The sequence below is a fragment of the Streptomyces sp. NPDC059567 genome (genome assembly GCF_042735655.1).
Classification (GTDB): Bacteria; Actinomycetota; Actinomycetes; order Streptomycetales; family Streptomycetaceae; genus Streptomyces.
The window spans coordinates 23212-41833 of record NZ_JBHWBS010000039.1 but is presented as its reverse complement, the minus strand read 5'-3'; the positions used below and the strand labels follow the sequence as shown (position 1 = coordinate 41833).

Below are 18622 nucleotides of genomic sequence, written 5' to 3'. Positions count from 1 at the left end.
GCGACGCTAACGGGTAGCGGTCATCCGTGGAGGCGGCGCATCTCCCATGCCCGTGTGAACAGCGTGGGCAGTGGGGCGGAGGGCACCGCGGCCATGTGTGACGTCGACCGGTGTTCCTTGGCCAGCGGCAGCAGACCGAGCTTCGCCACCTCGATCGGGAGGCGCGGCGGTTTCCGTTCCTGCCAGGCACCAGGCAGGAAGAGGGCGCGGCCCGCTCGCGGCCTGACGGCTCGCAGCACTCGACCCGACGCGCCCAGTTCGGCCTCGGCCTCCTTGAAACGGGCGGGCTTCCACCCGGTCCACGCCTTGACGTTGCGGTCCGTCGGGTCCGGCAGGGCGAGCAGCATCAGGTAGAGCGCGGCGGCGTCCTCGCTCAGTCCGAAGGCCTTGGCGCACTCCTCGACGAGATGCGGTGCGGAGCGCGTGGGGTCCTGCTCCCAGCCCGGGGGGCGCTCGCCGTCGGTGGCGAGGTGTTCCCCGAGCGCGCCGAAGTCGTCGCTCAGCAGCAGCCTCAGGTCGGCGAGGGCGGGCAGCCCGGAGGTGCTGGGCAGCCACTGGGAGGGCAGTACGGAGTCGAGGTAGGCGTCCAGGGTGTCCAGCAGCGGATCGTCCGGCCCCTTGAGCGCGGCGGGGTCCACGCGTAGATGACGCATGTCGTTGGTCGTGTCGGCCACCTCCGTCACCGCCGGATGAGCGGTGATCGCCTCGGTGGAAGGAGGCTCCCCCATCAGGTAGTTGCTCTGCAGTGAGAAGAGGGTGAGCGGGCCGGGAGCCGAGGCCAGGTCCTCGCGAAGCCTGGAGATCGCCGCGCCGACCGCGGAGCGCAGCGGATCGCCGGCAGGGGTGCGGTAGGCGGTCCAGGCGGCGATCCTCGGCAGGGCGAGCGGCTGGGGTTCCCCTGCCAGGCCCGCACGGTGGTGGTCGAGGCAGTGCGCCCCGGTCGCGAGGCGCCCCAGGAGAGAGGGAAGCCGCAGGTGGGGCCACCAGCGCTCGCCCCGGCGCTCCGACGAGGCGAGGGCGGCCTCGCCCTTGGGCGGGAGGATCTCCTTGGTCGCGAGAGGCAGCAGTGCGGTGGGGACCGGCAGGGGGCTGCCCAGCTCCCGCAGCCACCACTCGGCGGTCCACGTCGGGGCCGGTGGTCCACAGCAGCTCGGGATCGTCGGGGAGGAGTCTGTCGTAGAACGTCGTGAAGAACCGGGAGCCGAGCGCGGACGTCAGGGCGGCGGCAGCTTGGTCCGCCTCGCTGCGTCGGATCTTCCAGGCCTCCAGGTCGGCAAAGGGGTGATGGGAGAGGTAGTCGTCCTCCTCTTCCAACTGGTGCGGCGCGCAGGGGACGTGTGCCATCAGCAGCACGGCGGCCTCCACCGGCGAGATGCCCAGCCGCTCGGCGAGGGCTGCGGCGAGCTCCGGACGGGCCGGTGCCGGGCCGTGCTCGCGGTACAGCGCGACGAAGCGCGCGAACCACTCGGCCGGGCGCACCGGCTCGAGCACATGGGCACGGGTGAGCTCCACTCCTGCGGGTGCCAGTGGGCCGTCCTCGGCGAAGGAACCGTCGGGGGCGTACTCCCACAACACCCGGTGGGGCTTGGTCCCTCCGCTGACCACGACGACGGCGACGGACGTGGCCGTCCGGAAGACCTGCCCCTGGGTTGGGGCGTAGGCGCCGGTGCGGTCCTCGGGCGCCTCGCAGTAAACGACCCGCCAGCGCCCCGGTTCACCGGCGGCGACGGGATGGGTCGTGTACGTCATCAGCGACTGGCCCGCCCGGCCGCCCGGCCTGGAGGAGACGGCGCACAGGGCGAGTGGCGCGGCGTTGGCGTGCGCCCGGTGGAACAGGTCGTGGCGGACTGAAATGTCGAACCTGGTGCTGGGCTGGGCGAGGTCACCGTCCCAGACGGCGGTGTCCCGCTCCGCAAACCGCATCATCTGACGGGCCATCTGGATGTAGGGCGCTTCCCTCCCCGCCTCGGGAGTCGGCTTCGTGTCCTCCGCGTCGGGGGTGAGGCGGCGGACGAGCCGCTCAAGGCCGGCACGGCAGTTGACGGCCATCACCACGGAGCGCGCGGCCAGGCTGTTCATCGGTTCGCCCAGCTGCGGCAGCGCTTCCAGGATCGGTCCGCGATTGGGGCCCCGGACGCCCTCCCGCTCGACGCCGTAGGGCTGGAGTTTGCCCAGCGCCTCCTCCACCTGCGCCCGCGAGACGGTGTCGGGCATCTCGGCCATCAGCAGCGTCATGACGTCCACTGCCGCGAACTCCGCGGCAGCGTCCGCGTTCTTGAGGAGCAGGTCCACCGCCACGCCCACGTGGACGAAGCGGCCGAGCAGCAGGACCAACTCCTCGAAGTCGACTCCCGCGCGCAGTTTCGCCCGCTCGCGGTCGCACCAGGCGCGGATCTCCTCGTACCCGATCGGGTTGTCGAACAGATCGGGGATCTGCTGCCAGCCCTTCGTTTCGTGCGGCTGGTACCAGCTGTTGGATGCCAGGTTCTCGGTGGTCATCTCCAGATCGGCGCGCACCCGTGCCCGCAGCTCGCGAGCGAAGCGCTCGTCCGCCCGCAGATGCTCCAGCTTCGGCCGGCGGCCGAGCAGGAGGGTGTACAGCTGCGACGGGCCGAGGAGTTCCGGCGGGTCCGCGACAGGCGCGCCGTGCTCCAGCAGGAGGTCGATCAGGTCGAGAGGCGTCTTCGCGTCGCCTCGGTCACCGAACTGCCGGTAACGGAACGTCACGGGAACACCGTCGGCCGCCAGCCGCGGCGCGATCAACTCGGCGATCTCGTACATGACGGGCGAGGGGCCGTGGTGGTGGCTGTTCCTTCGGACACACTCGGAGAACCAGACCGCGGCCGCACCCGCGGGCAGATCCTCGGTCTCACCGGTGAGCCGTGCCAGCGCGCCGGTGCGCTCCAGCAGCGCCCGCCACAGGGTGGGGTCCTCTCCGAAGTGGCGCGGACGCAGCTTCAGGACCCGGTCGACCGCTGTGGGGGCATGGTCGCCCAGGAGGTCCATGGCCGCGCCCTTGAGGCAGTCGGTCCAGAACTTGTCGTCGTGCAGCGAGATACCGTCCGCCGCGATGATCTCGCCGAGCAGCGTGGCCAGTTCCCTCTCGGGGTCGAGGCCGGCGGCCTTGGCGATCTTGCGGACGTCGACGGCCAGCTGCGGGTACACCTCGGACGACGCCTGGACGCGACGGATCGCCACCAGGCGGAAGCGGGCGAGGTCCGCCTCGGTCGCCACTCCCTTGACGGCCAGCTCGCGGGCCCAGGCACGCAGGACCGTGGCGGAGAGGGCCTCTCCGTCGGCGTACGCGAGGTAGCGGCCCAGCAGCCACTCCGTGTCGACCTTGCGCGCCTGCACGCGCTCGGCGGTGCGGGCGCGCCCGAACCAGGCGGCGGCCGTCGCCCGCTCGCGCAACCGCAGGGCCAGGTCGGCCATCTCGTCGAGCAGAGTGATGAACAGTGCGGGCGCCGACTCCTCAAGCCCCCGGAGTTCACTGTCGACATCGGGCTTGTAGACGAGACTCCACCGGTGCGTGAGTCCCTGGAGGCCGAGGAGCTTCCGGGTCACCAGCTCCTCGAGGCCGGGGTGCGCGGCGATGATCCGCTCGGGGAAGGGGAGCCCCCCGTCGGAGAGGTCCGGTATGCCGGTGGAGAAGCAGCCGTCCGGCTCCCAGTGCTCCTCGCGCATCAAGCGGTCGCGGTACGGGATGAGTTGCTCGGGAAGCAGCTGCGTCAGTGTGAGACCGTCGAACCCGACATACGTACGGGCCCAGAGACCGCCGTCGCCCAGCTCGTCGCCGAGCTCGACATGCTCCGTCTCCAGCGCCTCCTGCCACAGCGGATCGGCGTCGGCCAGTGCACGCGGCACGCTCGCCCCTACCAGCGCCCACTCACGAGCCTGCAGGCGGCAGGCCTCACGCTGCTTCCTCAGATGCCTCCGTGCCTCGAACTGCGCATCCAGCCCTGGTGCACCGGCGATGGGGCCGGGGAAGTTCTTCAGTCTCCGCCCCTGCGGATTGCGGTAGACGATCTCCAGATCGTCCGTCAGTTCAGCGGTGTAGCCGTTCTTTTCGACACGCGTACCCATGCGTCGGTCTCCCCGTGGTGCTGATCGATGGCTACCACGCTACGGGGCGTCACTGACATCGCCGCTCGCACCTCACGCGCTGGTGGACCTCCGTCCCCCGCCCCTTCAGGCCGAGGACGGCGGCGGCGAGCAGCGCGACGAAGGCGGTGACGGTCGTGCCCCGCCAGCCGAGGGTGTCGAGCACGGGGCGGCGAGGCCGGTGCCGGCGGCGCCGATCGTGAAGTAGAGGACGAGATAGACGCTGCTGAGGCTGCCGGAGCGTTGGGGGTCGAGGGCGATGATGCGGGTCTGGTTCGCGGCCTGGGCGGCGAAGCAGCCGGCGTCGAAGAGCGCGAGCCCAGCCGCCACGACGGGCGGGGTGTTCAGGCCCGTGGCCAGGAGGGCGGTGCCGGCCGCTGCGGTCAGCACGGCGGTGGTGATCACGGCGTGGGAGCCGTAGCGGTCGACGAGCCGCCCGGTGACGGGCAGGACGGCGAAGCCGAGGAGGCCGGCAAGGCTGTACAGGCCGATGGCGGTCGGAGCGAGGGAGTGGGGCGGCTGAGCCAGCGCGAGGCCGAGGGCGACCCAGGTGAGGTTGAAGGCGAAGTACCAGAGCCCGCCGGTGGCCACCGCGGCGCGCAACTGCGGGTGGTGGCGGCAGGAGCGGGGGGAGCGAGGCGAGGGTGGCGCGGTATCCGAGGCGGGAGTGCGGGCGCTGCCCGGGCAGTAGCGCGGCGGCGGCGATCGCGCCGAGGACGGCGACGGCGGCGAAGACGAGGAGCATGTGTCGCCAGCCGAGGAGGTCGGTGACTGTGCCGCCCACCATGCGGTGAGCAGGATGCCGGCCGACATGCCGGCGGCCACGGTCGCGACGCTCCTCCCGCTGCGCCCGGACGGGGCATGCCGGCCCGCGATGCTGCCGGCCTGGGCCGCGACGCCCGCTGCGGCGCCGATCACCAGGTAGGCGGCCAGGAGCACGGCCGCGCCGGGTGCCGCCGCGGCGAGGGCGAGGGCGGCGGCCAGGGCGGTGAGCTGTGCGGTGACGAGGCGGTTGGGGCCGAGGTGGTCGGTGAGTGGGAGCAGGAGGGCGAAGCCGGTCATGCAGCCGGCGAGTGCGGCGGTCGGTACGAGGCCGATCACGGAGAGCGGGACATGCAGGTCGGCGGCGACGGTGGTGAGCGCGGGCTGGAGGGCGTAGTTGTTCGCGATCGCCGTACCGGCTATGGCGGCCAGGAGGAACGTTCGGCTGAGCCGCGTGCCGTAGGGCCGGACGACTGCCCTGGCCGCCGCCGGCCAGGGCGACGCCGCCGGCTACGACGCGACGCTGGGGCGGCCCCACAGGTGGGTGGTCAGCATCCCGCCCAGTGCCAAGGTGCTGAGGCCGAACATCAGCACGCCCAGCGGCACATGGAGCGAGGGCATGTGCGCGATGCCCAGGACGACCTGTACCGAGGCGAGGGCGAGGAAGCCGGTCGCGTACAGGATGGGGCGGGGCCCACCGCCGCCCGGCCGCCACGCGAGGATCGCGGCGAGCACATACAGCATGGACGCGCCGTACATCACGCGCGATCCGACGTCGTGCAGCACGGCACCATGGGAGGAGGTCAGCAGCATTCCGGCGGTGGCCGCCTGAAAGAAGAGGGTCAAGGTCTGCAGGCCGATCGCGACCTTCAGGAAGGTGATGCCACGCGGCTTGGTCGTCGCCTGTCCGGCCATGTCGGGTCCTTTTCGTCGGGGGTGTGTCGGCCGCCTGCTCATCGCAGGGTGAGCGAGGTCTCGGATTCGAGGCGGGTCAGCTTCTCGGGGTTGCGGACGTAGTAGAGGCCCGTGATGCGGGTGTCCTCCACGTGGAGGGCCATGACACCGTCGAGTTCGCCGTTCAGGTGTACGGCGAGTGCGGGGCTGCCGTTGAGCACGGTGTGCTCGCAGGTGATCGTGGCTCCGTTCTTGGCGGAGCCGCCCAAGTAGAAGCGGACCACCTTGTCGGCGCCGATGATGGGCCTGAGCGCGGCCCGCTTGACGCCGCCTCCGTCGCTCAACAGGACGATTTCGGGGGCGAGTACGTCGAGGAGGTCCTGCGGGTTCCCGCTTTCGATCGCGCGCCGGAACGACTCCACGGCCGCCCGGCTCACGCTCGCGGAGGCCGCCTTGCGGGGGCGGCGCGCGTCGACGTGCTTGCGGGCGCGGTGCGCGATCTGGCGGACCGCGGCGGGCGTCTTGTCGACGGCCTCGGCGATCTCGTCGTAGCCGACGTCGAAGACCTCGCGCAGCACGAACACCGCCCGCTCGGTCGGCGAGAGCGTCTCCAGGACGAGCAGCATCGCCATCGACATGCTCTCGGCGAGCTCGAAGTCCTCGGCAACGTCCGGCGCGGTGAGCAGTGGTTCGGGCAGCCACTGGCCGACGTACGCCTCTCTGCGTCTCTGCATGGTGCGCAGCCGGTTGAGCGCCTGACGGGTCGTGATCCGGACGAGGTACGCACGCTGGTCACGGACGAGCTCCAAGTCGGCCTTGACCCACCGCAGCCAGGTCTCCTGGAGGACGTCCTCGGCGTCGGCCGCCGATCCGAGCATCTCGTAGGCGACGGTGAAGAGCAGGTTGCGGTGCGCGATGAACGTCTCGGTCGCCGGATCGGTGGCGGGGTCGGTCATGTCTCGGTCTCTCCTTCTCGAACGACTGGTCAGGCTGCCCGTTCCGCGGGGTTCGACCTCAAGACACCGCGCGATCGACGGTTGTGACAGCATGTGAGGCAGATCACTTACCGCGCGGACGCCGCCGACTGCTTCGGGGCCGTGTCTCCCTAGCGCCCGAAGTCCGCTGATACGTCTGTCGGTTCCACGCAATTCATGGGCTCGACGCTACCCGCCGCCATGCCGGGGCCACGGCGGCGAGTTCGGCCGCGGCGTGGGCGGTAGGATCGGCAATCCATCCGCAATAGGTGGATGAGTGGCGAATCTGCGCATTCTTTGAGTGTTCGTCATTTCATATACCAATAGGCGTCGGCAGGTTTCATGACTTTGGGGACAGGTTCCACGATGGAGGTACGGGTCGCCGGCCGGACCGAGGGTCCGGGTGAGGTGAGCGTTGCCCGCCATCAATGGGGCGGCTTCCGATGCGAGTCGCGGCTCGTCCGCGGCCGTTCGGCGCGGATCGCGACGCTCGTCCTGGTGGGCGGCGCCTTCCAGACGAAGGAGAGTTGGGGACGTCTGGAACGCGAATTGCTGGAGTTCGCCGACGTGCTGACCGTCGACCTGCCCGGCTGGGGAGCCAGTCCCGTTCTCCCCGAGCACTACGGATCCGATTTCCTTGCGGATGCCTTGGGGCACATGCTCGATGACCTCGGACTGACCTCGGTGAATCTCCTCGGCGGGTCCTACGGCAGTGCGGTCGCCTACCGGCTCGCGCAGAAGCGCCCCGGGCTCGTGGCGAAGTTGGTGCTCATCGGCACCATGACGCACATCCCGGACCAAGCTCAAGGCCCGATCCGTCGGAGTGTCGAGCTGCTCAAGGCCGAGCGGATCGAGGAGTTCGCCGACGTGACACTCGGCATGCTCATGAACCTCGACACGGTCGATTCCGTCGTGGCGGGGACGCGGGTACGGCGCTTCCTCCTCCGAAGGCTGCAGAACCTGACTCCCCACGACAGGGAGCAGTTCATCGCGAACACGCAGCGCCTCCTCCGGCACGAGGGGCTCGACCTGCACCAGCCGCCGACGATGCCCGTGCTTGTCGCGTCCGGCGAACACGACAGCTTCACCACGCCCGACCGGTGCCGCGACCTCGCCGCCACCTGCGCCGACAGCCGCCTCGCCGTGGTGTCCGACGCCGACCACATGCTGCCCGTGGAACGACCGGTCGAACTCGTGGACCTGGGCATGCGGTTCCTCATGAACGAACCGCTGGAGGGCCGTGACTATCTGCGCGCCGTCGAGCGCATCTCGCCCGTGGTCGCGGTGTGATCCCTGTGACGTGACAAGCACCGTCTTCCGGTACACAGACGACGCCTGGTGATCACATGGCGCTGCCGCTCCTTGACCTTGACACGGTGACAAGGTCTTCACTGGGGCCGAGGAGGTGGTCCGGATGACCATGGCGAAACAGGACACGGCTACGGTGCGAGCTGTTCAGGGGCTGGAGGACAGCCGCTCGTCGGTGCGGCTGCGGGCAGCGCTCGCGGTCGGCACGAGCCCCGACCCGCGGTCCGTCGACAAGCTCATCGAGCGCTGCGCGGTCGAGCCCGAGTTCTACGTACGCGAGATGCTCACATGGGCACTCACCCGCCACTCCTCATCGGTGACGGTCCCGCTGCTTCTCGCCGAAGTCCGCTCGGAGAGGGCGCAGGCGCGAAGCCAGGCGTTGCACACGCTGTCCAAGATCGGGGATCGGCAGGCGTGGCCGGCGATCACGCGGGCCCTGCTGTCCGACGCCGACGATGAGGTGGCGCGAAGCGCTTGGCGGGCGGCGGTCGTACTCGTACCCGAAGGCGAAGGGGCCGAGTTGGCCGGAGTGCTGGCGACACAGCTCGGGCGCGGCGAGCGTGAGACACAATTGAGCCTCAGCCGGGCGCTGATCGCGCTCGGTGAGGTGATCCTGCCGACGCTGCGCGCCGCGACGACGGCACTCGACCCGCGCGTGCGTCGGCATGCGATCGCCACGGAACGGCTGCTGCGCGACCCGGAGGTCGGATTCGAGTTCGCGATCGAGGAGGCGAAGCGTGTCGTGGCGCTCGGCGGGAAGGACCAGGAGGAGCGGTAGGCAGTGTTGATCGGTGATGTGGCCCGACGGTCCGGAGTCAGCGCCCGCATGCTCAGGCACTACGAGTCGCTCGGCCTGGTGCGGCCGACGGGTCGTACCGACGTCGGCTATCGCGAGTACTCCGGCGACGACATCCGGCGCATCTTCCACATCGAGAGCCTGCGGTCCTTGGGGCTGTCGCTGCGAGAAGTCGGATCCGCGCTGGATGATCCGGGCTTCAAGCCCTCGGCGCTCGTCGACGACCTCATCCGCCAGACGCGTGAACGCATCGCCGCTGAGACGGCGCTGCTCACGCGGCTCCGTCGGATCTGTGCCGCGGAACCCGCCGGCTGGGAGGACGTCCTCCAGATCGTCGCACTCCTCCATGCCTTGGGGTCGGAGAGCGCCGGGGAGCGTCAGCGCGCGGCCCTGTCCTCGGTCGGCGGGGCTCCGGTGCCAGTGGAGGTTCTGGTCGAGGCGGTGTTGAGCGAGCCGGACCCGAATGTCGCCGGAGCCCTTCGATGGGCGTTGGCGCAGGCGGGCGACGCCGGATCGGCGCTGCTGGCGGAGGGCCTCGACTCGCCGGTGGCCGAGGTCCGGAAGCGTGCCGTCCTGTCCATCGCCGAGATTCCCGACGGTGCGGCGACCGCGCTGCTTCGGGATGCCCTCACGCACTCCGACATCGTGGTCCGCCGGTGTGCGGCACTGGCGCTCGGGGCACGTGGAGTGGCCGACGCGGTCCCGACACTGATCGACATGGTCGTCGAGGAGTCGCACGACGTCGATGCCGCCGATGCGCTGAGCGCGCTGGCGAGTGATCCCGCGCTGGCGGACCGGATCGCCGCCGGGCTCGTCGACCGCCTCGCCCACTGCGCCGTCGAGTCGTCTGCGCGTCGACGGCTGGCACAAGCGCTCGCGGACATCCCGGGAGTCACGGCGTCACGTGCCCTCGAAGATCTGTCGCAGGACGAAGACCGTGCCGTTGCGCTCACTGCGGCGTACATCCTCACGCTGCGCGAGGCGCGATAGCGGATCCGTCCGGTACCGGACGGGGCTGCCCGGACCGGAGGCGTGACGGATTCCGGGGCGCCTCCGCCGTCCTGTCCGCCTCGCGCCGGACCGCCTGCGCGGCCATCAGCCGTAGCGGATTCCCCCGCCCTCGTCGAGAGCCGCGACCCGGCCCTACTGAGCCGCCCGTTCCTGGAGGGTCGTCTGCCAGGCCGGGGGCTGCTCCTCCGGGTTCGTCTCGGCGCGGCGGCCGCCGCGGGCGAAGAAGTCGGCCAGCGGCAGGATCGCCGCGCCGACGGTCACGGCGTCCGGGCCGAGGGTGCCGAGGTCGATGCGTACGTGCGCGGCCGGGTACGACAGGGCGTAGGACGTGGCGTACGCCCGTACGGAGTCCAGGAAGCGGGCGCCGAGTTGAAGGCCGGCCCAGCCGCCGACGAGGATGCGCTCGGGCTGGAAGAGGTTGATGAGGTCGGAGAAGCCGGCGCCGAGGTATTCGGCGGTCTCCTCCAGGACGGCCAGGGCCGTGGTGTCGGCCTCCGGTACGTCACCGTCGGCTCCGGGGGCCGGGTAGGCGGCGGCGAGCATCGCGGTCAGCGCGGTCTCCTCGTCCGCGTCCGCGGGCGGGCGGCCGCCCGCCTCGGCCCAGCGCTGGAGCAGCGCCTCGGCCCCCGCGTACGCCTCCAGGCAGCCCTGGGCGCCGCAGCGGCAGCGGCGGCCCCGTACCCGTACGGTCAGATGGCCCCACTCCACGGCGCGGCCGGGCTTCATGTCGTCGGCGACCACGCATGCGCCGACGCCGGAGCCGAAGAGGACCACGACGGCGTTGCGCGCGCCCCGCCCGGCTCCGAACCACATCTCCGCCTGGCCGAGCGTCTTGGCGCCGTTGTCGATGTAGTAGGGGACGCTCTCGGGCAGCAGCCGGGACTCGCGCAGCAGCCGCTCCAGCGGCACGGCGTCCCAGCCGATGGTCTGCCCGTGCACGACGGCGCCGTCGTCGTCGGATCTGGCGACGATGCCCGGCACTCCGATGCCGACGCCGAGCAGGCGCTCCGCCGCGATGCCGGCCCGCTCCAGGACCTCCGTGATGCCTTCCCGGAGATGGCCGACGACCACCCCGACGTCGTAGCGGTCGACCCGGCGCTCCCCTTGCGTCTCCAACGGGCGCTCGACACGCGCGAGTTCGGTGAGGGCGAGATCGAAGAGCTCGATCCGCACCCGGGTCTCGCCGACGTCCACCCCGATCATGTATCCGCTGTGCGGGCTGATGCGCAGCAGCGTGCGGGGGCGGCCGCCGGCGGAGTCGACACTGCCCGCCTCCTCCACCAGGCCCTCGGTGACCAGTTCGGCCACCACGTTGCTCACGGAGCCCGAACTCAGGCCGGTGACCGGCCCGAGCGAGAAGCGGCTCAACGGCCCGTCGAAATACATCCGTTGCAACACCGCGGTGCGGTTCTCCCGCCGCAGGTCACGCACTGTACGGCCGCTGCGCACTGTCACCCTGCCCCCTCGTCGTCATGTCCTGGTAAGCAACATACCGCTGTCACGCCTCTTGACGCGACCTTCGCTTGAGGTTTAACTCACATCCTAAATTAAGCCCTGAGGTCGTTCGGGAACTGAACGCGGGATCATGCGCCGTTCCCCCTCGCGGGCGATCCGCCACTCCACGAAAGGCCCCTGGAGTCATGCGCAGAACCCGAGCCGCAGCCATCGGCGCCGTCACGCTCTCCCTCGTCCTCTCGGCGGCCGCCTGCGGCGGCGGTACCTCCGGTGCCGGGTCCAACGAGAACCCCAAGACGCTCACGTACTGGGCGTCCAATCAGGGCGCCAGTATCGAGGTCGACAAGTCGGTCCTCCAGCCCGAGCTCGACAAGTTCGAGAAGCAGACGGGCATCAAGGTGAAGCTGGAGGTCGTCCCGTGGACCGACCTGCTCAACCGCATCCTCACCGCCACCACCTCCGGCCAGGGCCCCGACGTCCTCAACATCGGCAACACCTGGAGCGCCTCCCTGCAGTCCACTGGTGCCCTGTTGCCCTGGGACGCGAAGAACTTCGAGAAGATCGGGGGCAAGGACCGCTTCGTGCCGTCGGCCCTCGAATCCACCGGTGTCCAGGGCCAGGACCCCGCCGCCGTCCCCCTCTACTCCATGGCGTACGCCCTCTACTACAACAAGAAGATGTTCGCGGACGCGGGCATCGCCAAGCCGCCGGCCACCTGGGACGAGCTGGTCGCCACCGGCAAGAAGCTCAGCAAGGACGGCAAGTCCGCGATAGGCGTCGAGGGCTCCAACCTCGCGAACAACATCCACCAGGTCTTCGTCCTCGGCAAGCAGCACGGCACGGACTTCTTCACCCCCGACGGCAAGGCCGACTTCACCTCCGACGGGGCCGTGGCCGCGGTCAAGCAGTACGTCGACCTGATGGCCGAGCACAAGATCGTCGCCCCGGGCAACGCCGAGTACGCGCAGAACCAGTCCCTCGGCGACTTCTCCAACGACAGGACCGCCATGGTGCTCTGGCAGACCGCGTCCGCCACCTTCGCCTCGCAGGGCATGAAGGAGGACGAGTGGGGTGTCGCGCCCGCTCCCGTACAGTCCGGCGCGCCGGGGCAGGGCAAGGCCACCAACTCCATGGTCGCCGGCATCAACATGGCCGTCTTCAGGAACACGAAGAACGTCGACGGCGCCATGAAGTTCGTGAAGTTCATGACCGGTGACGAGGAGCAGAAGATCCTCAACAAGGCCTACGGGTCGATACCGTCGGTCTCCTCCGCCCAACAGGACCCGGCGTTCAACACCCCCGCCCTCGCCGTCCTGCGCGACACGCTCGCCACCAGCGCGACCGCGCTCCCCCAGGTCCCGGAGGAGTCGCAGTTCGAGACGGTCGTCGGCACCGCCGTCAAGGAGCTCTTCGCCGAGGCCGCCGCCGGCCGTGAGGTGACCACCGAGTCGGTGCGGGCCAAGCTCGAGAAGGCCCAGCAGCAGATGCCCAAGAAGTGAGCACGGACACCCACATGACGACCACCGCCATCGAACCGGCGGGACGGACCGCTTCGAAGCCCGCCCCCGGGAGGGCGCGCGCCCCGCGCCCTCCCGGGCGGCTCCGCCGCATCTCGCTGCCGTACCTGCTGCTGCTTCCCGCGCTCGTCCTGGAGCTTCTGGTCCATCTGGTGCCGATGGTCATCGGCATCGTGATGAGCTTCAAGGAGCTCACCCAGTTCTCCATCCGGGACTGGGGAACCGCGCCGTGGGCCGGCTTCGACAACTACTCCCTCGCCGTCGACTTCGACGCCCCGGTGGGCCAGGCGCTGCTGAGCTCCTTCCTCACCACCTGCCTGTTCACGCTGCTCTCCGTCGGACTGTGCTGGCTGCTGGGCACCGTCGCCGCGATCTTCCTCCAGGAGACCTTCCGCGGCCGGGGCATCCTGCGGACGATCTTCCTCGTCCCCTACGCCCTGCCGGTCTACGCCGCCGTCATCACCTGGGGGTTCATGTTCCAGCGGGACAACGGCCTGGTGAACCACGTGCTGCACGACCAGCTCGGGCTCACCGACAGCCCGCCGTTCTGGCTCATCGGCGAGAACAGCTTCATCACGCTGCTCGTCGTGTCGGTGTGGAAGGGCTGGCCCTTCGCCTTCCTCATCATGATGGCCGGTCTGCAGAACATCCCCCGGGAGATCTACGAGGCCGCCGCCCTGGACGGCGCGGGAGTCTGGCAGCAGATCCGCCGGATCACGCTGCCCTCGCTGCGCCCGGTCAACCAGGTGCTCGTCCTGGTGCTCTTCCTGTGGACGTTCAACGACTTCAACACGCCGTTCGTGCTGTTCGGCAAGGCGGCCCCCGAGGCGGCCGACCTGATCTCGATCCACATCTACCAGTCGTCGTTCCAGACCTGGAACTTCGGCACGGGCGCGGCCATGTCCGTCCTGCTGCTGCTGTTCCTGCTCGTCGTGACGGGCGTCTACCTCCTGGCCACCTCCCGAGGAAGGAGGACGGGCGATGTCTGAGAACCGCGCCGAGCGCCGTCCGCCGCGCTCCCCCATGGCCCCGCCGCGGTCCTTCCTGTGGAGCCGGCGGATCTTCCTGACCCTCCTCACCGGGTTCGTCCTGCTGCCGGTGTACGTCATGGTCTCCAGCTCGCTGAAGCCGCTGCAGGACGTCTCGGGGAAGTTCCAGTGGATCCCCTCGGGGCTCACGATCCGCCCGTACTTCGACATCTGGGAGACGGTCCCGCTCGCCGACTACTTCGTGAACTCCCTGATCGTGGCCGGTTCGGCGACCGTCTGCTCGGTCGTCATCGCCGTCTTCGCCGCCTACGCGGTGAGCCGGTACTCCTTCCGCGGCAAGCGGGTCTTCACCGTCACGGTGCTGTCGACCCAGATGTTCCCCGGCATCCTCTTCCTGCTGCCGCTGTTCCTCATCTACGTGAACATCGGCAACGCCACGGGGATCGCGTTGTTCGGCTCACGCGGCGGCCTCGTCCTCACGTATCTCACCTTCTCCCTCCCGTTCTCGATCTGGATGCTCATCGGGTACTTCGACTCGGTGCCCCGCGATCTGGACGAGGCCGCCAAGGTCGACGGCTGCGGGCCGCTCGGCGCGCTCTTCCGGGTGATCGTGCCCGCGGCGATCCCCGGCATCGTCGCCGTCGCCGTCTACGCCTTCATGACCGCGTGGGCCGAGGTGCTGTTCGCCTCGGTGATGACCAACGACGCCACCCGCACGCTGGCGGTGGGCCTCCAGGGCTACTCGACCCAGAACGACGTGTACTGGAACCAGGTCATGGCCGCCTCCCTCGTCGTGAGCGTGCCCGTGGTGGCCGGCTTCCTCCTCCTTCAGCGCTACCTCGTCACCGGACTCACCGCCGGAGCGGTCAAGTAGTCCCCCCTCTTCCACCAGCACGTTCCGAGAGGATCTCCGTGTCCGAAGCGACCGACTCCCTGTCCAGCGACCTCGCCGCCCTCCCCCGGGACTTCGTCTGGGGCACGGCCACATCGGCCTACCAGATCGAGGGGGCCGTCGCGGAGGACGGCAGGTCCCCCTCCATCTGGGACACGTTCTCCCACACCCCTGGCAAGGTCGACAACGACGACCACGGCGACATGGCATGCGACCACTACCACCGGTGGCCCGAGGACATCGCGCTCATGAAGCGGCTCGGCACCGACGCGTACCGTTTGTCGGTCGCCTGGCCACGCGTCGTCCCTGGCGGCGACGGACCGGTCAACACCGCCGGCCTCGACTTCTACGACCGGCTCGTCGACGGACTGCTCGCCGCCGGGATCACCCCGTCGGTGACCCTCTACCACTGGGACCTTCCCCAGGTCCTCCAGGACCGGGGCGGCTGGACCTCGCGCGACACCGCCGAGCACCTCGCCGCGTACGCCTCCGCCGTCGCCGGCCGGCTCGGTGACCGCGTCACTCAGTGGGCCACCCTCAACGAGCCGCTCTGCTCGGGGTGGATCGGCCACCTGGAGGGCCGGATGGCCCCGGGTCTGACCGATCTGACGGCCGCCGTCCACGCCTCCTACCACCTCCTGCTGGGCCACGGTCTGGCGACGCAGGCCCTGCGCGCGGCCGCACCCGGCGCACAGATCGGCCTCGTCACCAACCACTCCACGGTCGAGGCCGCCTCGACACGCCCCGAGGACATCGCGGCGGCCGTCCGCATGGACGGGCACACCAACCGCTGGTGGCTCGATCCCGTCTACGGGCGCGGCTTCCCGGCCGACATGCGCGAGCTGTACGGGGTCGAGCTGCCGGAACGCGCCGGTGACCTGGAGACGATCGCCGCACCGCTCGACTGGCACGGCCTCAACTACTACTTCCCGGCGACCGTCGAGGACGACCCCAGGGGACCCGTCCCGTATGCCAAGGAAGTGCGCCTGCCCGACGTACCGCGCACCGGCATGGACTGGCAGATCGACGCCGGGGGCCTTGAGGCGCTCCTGCTGCGGCTGACCGACGACTACGGGGTGCGCCGGCTCTACGTCACCGAGAACGGCTCCGCGTTCCCCGACACGGTGGGCCCCGACGGCGCCGTGCACGACCCGGACCGGATCCGGTACCTGGAGCGGCACATCGCGGCCTGCGCCCGGGCCGTCCGCAAGGGCGCCCCGCTGGCGGGCTACTACGCCTGGTCCCTGCTGGACAACTTCGAGTGGGCCTACGGCTACGACAAGCGCTTCGGCCTCGTCCACGTCGACTACGCGACCCAGGCCCGCACGATCAAGGCGAGCGGACACCGGTACGCGGAGATCATCCGGGCCCACCGGGCGGCCGACGCCGACAGCTGAGCCAGGCGTACGGGCCCCGCCCACCGGATGCGACCGGTGGGCGGGGCCTTGTCCGTGCGGCGGGGATCAGGGGAACGAGACGACCGTGGACGGGATCGTCGAGGTTCCCGAGGTGGGTGCTCCGATGTCGTTGATGACGTGTTCGTACTGGCCGTTGCCGCCGAGTGAGACGACGAGCAGGCTGTGGAACTTCACCCCGGGCTTCACCGGGGCCTTGAATCCGTGGTCCTGGCGGATCGTCGGGTCCACGTTGTAGTAGCAGTAGCTGCCCAGGCCCCAGCCCTCGTGGACGTCGACGGAGTCGTCGACGCGGTAGGCTGCATAGCCCTTGGTCGAGCCGTTCTGTACGGCGGCCTGGTCGGGCGCGTCGTACGCCTTCTCGTTCTGGAAGAAGATCGTGCGGCCGCGCTCGCCGTACCACTCGACGTCGTACTTGTTGAAGTGCTCGACGAACAGGCCGGTGGCCAGGACGTCGTCGCCGTTGACGCGGACGCCGTAGTCCGCGCGGTTGGTCTCCCAGCCCCAGCCCTCGCCGTGGTCGGCGCGCCAGACCCAGGTGTGGTCGACGATCGTGTCGTCGCTGTTGACGACCATGCTGGTGGTCGCCTTGCCGGCGCCCGCACCACCGATGCGGATGTAGACGTCCTGGACGGTGGTGGGGTTGGCGGAGTGGTCGGCGGAGGCTCCCTGGGGGCCGATCTCCAGCAGGGTCGGGGAGTTGACGGGGCCGGCGTCGATCAGGAAGCCGGCGAGGCGGACGCCGTCGACGTCGGCGACCCGCATCGCGGTGACGCCGTTGTCGGGGATGATCGTGGCGAGACCGAGGCCGAGCACGATGGTGCCGGCCCGGTCGATGTCGATGGTCCGGTCGAGGTGGTAGACGCCCGGAGTGAAGAGCAGGTGCAGGCCCTGGGCGACGGCGGCGTTGATGGTGGTCGCCGTGGCGCCCGGCTTGACCACGTAGAAGCGGCTGAGCGGGATCGACTCGCCCTGCGGGCTGCCGTTCGCCCAGCTGACGCCCCGGGCGTTGGTGCGCTTGGCGGGCGCGAAGACCTTCATCTCGTTGCCGTCGAGGTGGAGGAAGGGCTTCTCGCGGGAGATCGGAGTGGTGTCGAGGGTGGTGTACGGCGGGTTGGGGAAGCTCGTCGCCGGCGCGCCCTCGACTCCGGAGAAGGTCATGTTCCACACGCCGTTGGTCCAGCCGCCGACGGCGCTGTCGCGGGTGTACCACTGCTGCTGCGAGTACGGCCCGACCGTGCCGTCGATCCTGCTGTCGGCGATGTAGCCGCCGCTCGCCCATCCGTAGCCGGTCGGGGCGAGGTTGAGGCCGCCCCTGACGTGCATCCGGCGGAAGGAGGCCGCCTGGGAGACGGCCCAGCGGTTGGTGCCGTTGACCGGGTTCAGCGCCAGGTTCTCCGCGGAGCGCCAGAAGTTCTGCGTCGCGTTGCCGTTGAACCACCCGGCGTCGACGGTCACATCGCCGTTGAAGGTGGTGTCGTCGGGGCGCAGGCCGAGGCCGGCGATCTGGGTGTAGAAGCCGATCTGGGCGTTGAGGCCGTTGTAGGTGCCCGGCTTGAAGAGGAAGGCGTGCCGGCCGTTGCCGAACTGGGCCGACTCCTGCTGCTGGAAGACCTGGTCGAGCTTGGCCTGGATGCCGGGCGTGGACGGGTCCATGATGTGCACGTTCGGGCCGAGGTCACCGCCGCCGGGCAGCACCGGGCCGCCGTCCGGGGTGCCGTAGACCTGGAACTCCCAGAGGGAGTAGCCGTATCCGGTGGCGCGGGTGAGGCCCTGCATCCGGACGTAGCGGGCCGTGCCCGAGACGGCGACGGTCTCGGTGCCGCCGGCGCCGGTGGTCGTGGAGTGGACCGTCGACCAGGTGGTGCCGTCGGCGGAGGTCTCGATCCTGTAGGCGGTCGCGTACGCGGCCTCCCAGCGCAGCTCGACACGCTCGAGCGCCGCGGGCGCGCCGAGGTCGACCTGGAGCCACTGGGGGTCGGAGAAGGCGCTGGACCAGCGCGTGCCGAGGTCGCCGTCGACGGCGCCGGATGCAGCCGTGCCGCCGTTCTCCTGACTGGAGGCGGTGACCGGCTTGCCCTGGGAGAGCAGCACCGGCGCGGCTTGGGCGGCGGGGGCCGGGAGGAGGGCGAGCAGCGTCGCGACGAGGGCGGTCACGACGGTCGCGGCGATGCTGCGGCGGGGCGCGGCGGGGCGTCGTCCGTGTGGCGGTGTCGCCACGGGTATGCCGACTGCGGGCATGAAGAGGTCTCCTCGTAAAGGGAGTTGGGAGATACGAAGAAGGCGCGAGAGAGCGCTCTCCCGCACCTTGCCCGCCGGTCCAGCCGGGGTCAATGACTCCGACCGCACTTTTCTTAGGTCTTTCATTAAGTCGGTGAACCTGCTTCGGTCACCCGGGCCGGGGCGCCGCGTGGGGGCCCCGGGCGCCACACGGGGTCAGAACAGTGTTTGTGTCTGGGGGGGGGGTATATTGATGTGAGCCCCGCTGGGTTGTATAAAAGACGTATG

At 70.1% G+C, this 18622-nt stretch carries 13 protein-coding genes; 7 read left to right on the top strand and 6 right to left on the bottom strand.

The window, feature by feature from the left end; genetic code table 11:
* Positions 1-6 precede the first annotated feature (6 nt).
* The 4 genes from ACFVZW_RS19155 to ACFVZW_RS19140 form a co-directional block, all read right to left on the bottom strand.
* Entirely contained in the window at positions 7-4083 is a 4077-nt protein-coding gene (locus tag ACFVZW_RS19155) for a hypothetical protein (RefSeq protein ID WP_384522700.1), read from the bottom strand.
* Between the two features lie 105 nt (positions 4084-4188).
* Positions 4189-5202 (bottom strand): MFS transporter, encoded by a 1014-nt coding sequence (locus ACFVZW_RS19150; protein WP_384522698.1) that lies wholly within the window; start codon positions 5200-5202, stop codon positions 4189-4191.
* A 171-nt stretch (positions 5203-5373) separates the two neighbouring features.
* Entirely contained in the window at positions 5374-5778 is a 405-nt protein-coding gene (locus tag ACFVZW_RS19145; protein ID WP_384522696.1) for a hypothetical protein, read from the bottom strand.
* Between the two features lie 38 nt (positions 5779-5816).
* On the bottom strand, positions 5817-6713 hold the full coding sequence (locus ACFVZW_RS19140; protein ID WP_384522694.1) for an RNA polymerase sigma-70 factor: 897 nt from the start codon (positions 6711-6713) through the stop codon (positions 5817-5819).
* A gap of 360 nt (positions 6714-7073) precedes the next feature.
* Between ACFVZW_RS19140 and ACFVZW_RS19135 the strand changes: the two genes are divergently transcribed.
* The 3 genes from ACFVZW_RS19135 (at position 7074) to ACFVZW_RS19125 (ending at position 9825) form a co-directional block, all read left to right on the top strand.
* Entirely contained in the window at positions 7074-8021 is a 948-nt protein-coding gene (locus ACFVZW_RS19135) for an alpha/beta fold hydrolase (protein ID WP_384522692.1), read from the top strand.
* A gap of 124 nt (positions 8022-8145) precedes the next feature.
* Entirely contained in the window at positions 8146-8817 is a 672-nt protein-coding gene (locus tag ACFVZW_RS19130) for a HEAT repeat domain-containing protein (protein ID WP_384522690.1), read from the top strand.
* 3 nt (positions 8818-8820) lie between these two features.
* Complete coding sequence (locus tag ACFVZW_RS19125) at positions 8821-9825, top strand: HEAT repeat domain-containing protein (protein ID WP_384522688.1); 1005 nt, start codon at positions 8821-8823, stop codon at positions 9823-9825.
* Positions 9826-9978: 153 nt separating this feature from the next.
* Here the strand turns inward: ACFVZW_RS19125 and ACFVZW_RS19120 are convergent, their stop codons facing one another.
* Positions 9979-11301 carry an ROK family protein gene (locus ACFVZW_RS19120; RefSeq protein WP_384522686.1) on the bottom strand — a complete coding sequence of 441 codons (1323 nt, stop codon included), beginning with the start codon at positions 11299-11301 and terminating at the stop codon, positions 9979-9981.
* Positions 11302-11486: 185 nt separating this feature from the next.
* On the opposite strand from ACFVZW_RS19120, the gene ACFVZW_RS19115 reads away from it, so the two are divergent.
* From ACFVZW_RS19115 to ACFVZW_RS19100, 4 genes are read left to right on the top strand one after another with little or no spacing between them, the layout of a single operon-like run.
* Positions 11487-12800 carry an ABC transporter substrate-binding protein gene (locus tag ACFVZW_RS19115; protein ID WP_384522684.1) on the top strand — a complete coding sequence of 438 codons (1314 nt, stop codon included), beginning with the start codon at positions 11487-11489 and terminating at the stop codon, positions 12798-12800.
* 14 nt (positions 12801-12814) lie between these two features.
* Positions 12815-13807 (top strand): carbohydrate ABC transporter permease, encoded by a 993-nt coding sequence (locus ACFVZW_RS19110; RefSeq protein WP_384522682.1) that lies wholly within the window; start codon positions 12815-12817, stop codon positions 13805-13807.
* Positions 13808-13841: 34 nt separating this feature from the next.
* Entirely contained in the window at positions 13842-14681 is an 840-nt protein-coding gene (locus ACFVZW_RS19105) for a carbohydrate ABC transporter permease (RefSeq protein WP_384522741.1), read from the top strand.
* Between the two features lie 38 nt (positions 14682-14719).
* Entirely contained in the window at positions 14720-16096 is a 1377-nt protein-coding gene (locus ACFVZW_RS19100) for a GH1 family beta-glucosidase (RefSeq protein WP_384522680.1), read from the top strand.
* A 66-nt stretch (positions 16097-16162) separates the two neighbouring features.
* On the opposite strand, the gene ACFVZW_RS19095 is transcribed toward ACFVZW_RS19100, so the two are convergent.
* Entirely contained in the window at positions 16163-18355 is a 2193-nt protein-coding gene (locus ACFVZW_RS19095) for a discoidin domain-containing protein (RefSeq protein ID WP_384522678.1), read from the bottom strand.
* Between the last annotated feature and the right edge of the window lie 267 nt (positions 18356-18622).

What these genes read in the sequence shown, in the direction of transcription:
- ACFVZW_RS19155 (WP_384522700.1), bottom strand. Translation starts at nt 4,083, where the DNA reads ATGGGTACGCGTGTCGAAAAGAACGGCTACACCGCTGAACTGACGGAC.
- ACFVZW_RS19145 (WP_384522696.1), bottom strand. Translation starts at nt 5,778, where the DNA reads ATGGCCGGACAGGCGACGACCAAGCCGCGTGGCATCACCTTCCTGAAG.
- ACFVZW_RS19140 (WP_384522694.1), bottom strand. Translation starts at nt 6,713, where the DNA reads ATGACCGACCCCGCCACCGATCCGGCGACCGAGACGTTCATCGCGCAC.
- ACFVZW_RS19135 (WP_384522692.1), top strand. Translation starts at nt 7,074, where the DNA reads ATGACTTTGGGGACAGGTTCCACGATGGAGGTACGGGTCGCCGGCCGG.
- ACFVZW_RS19130 (WP_384522690.1), top strand. Translation starts at nt 8,146, where the DNA reads ATGACCATGGCGAAACAGGACACGGCTACGGTGCGAGCTGTTCAGGGG.
- ACFVZW_RS19115 (WP_384522684.1), top strand. Translation starts at nt 11,487, where the DNA reads ATGCGCAGAACCCGAGCCGCAGCCATCGGCGCCGTCACGCTCTCCCTC.
- ACFVZW_RS19110 (WP_384522682.1), top strand. Translation starts at nt 12,815, where the DNA reads ATGACGACCACCGCCATCGAACCGGCGGGACGGACCGCTTCGAAGCCC.
- ACFVZW_RS19105 (WP_384522741.1), top strand. Translation starts at nt 13,842, where the DNA reads ATGGCCCCGCCGCGGTCCTTCCTGTGGAGCCGGCGGATCTTCCTGACC.
- ACFVZW_RS19095 (WP_384522678.1), bottom strand. Translation starts at nt 18,355, where the DNA reads ATGCCCGCAGTCGGCATACCCGTGGCGACACCGCCACACGGACGACGC.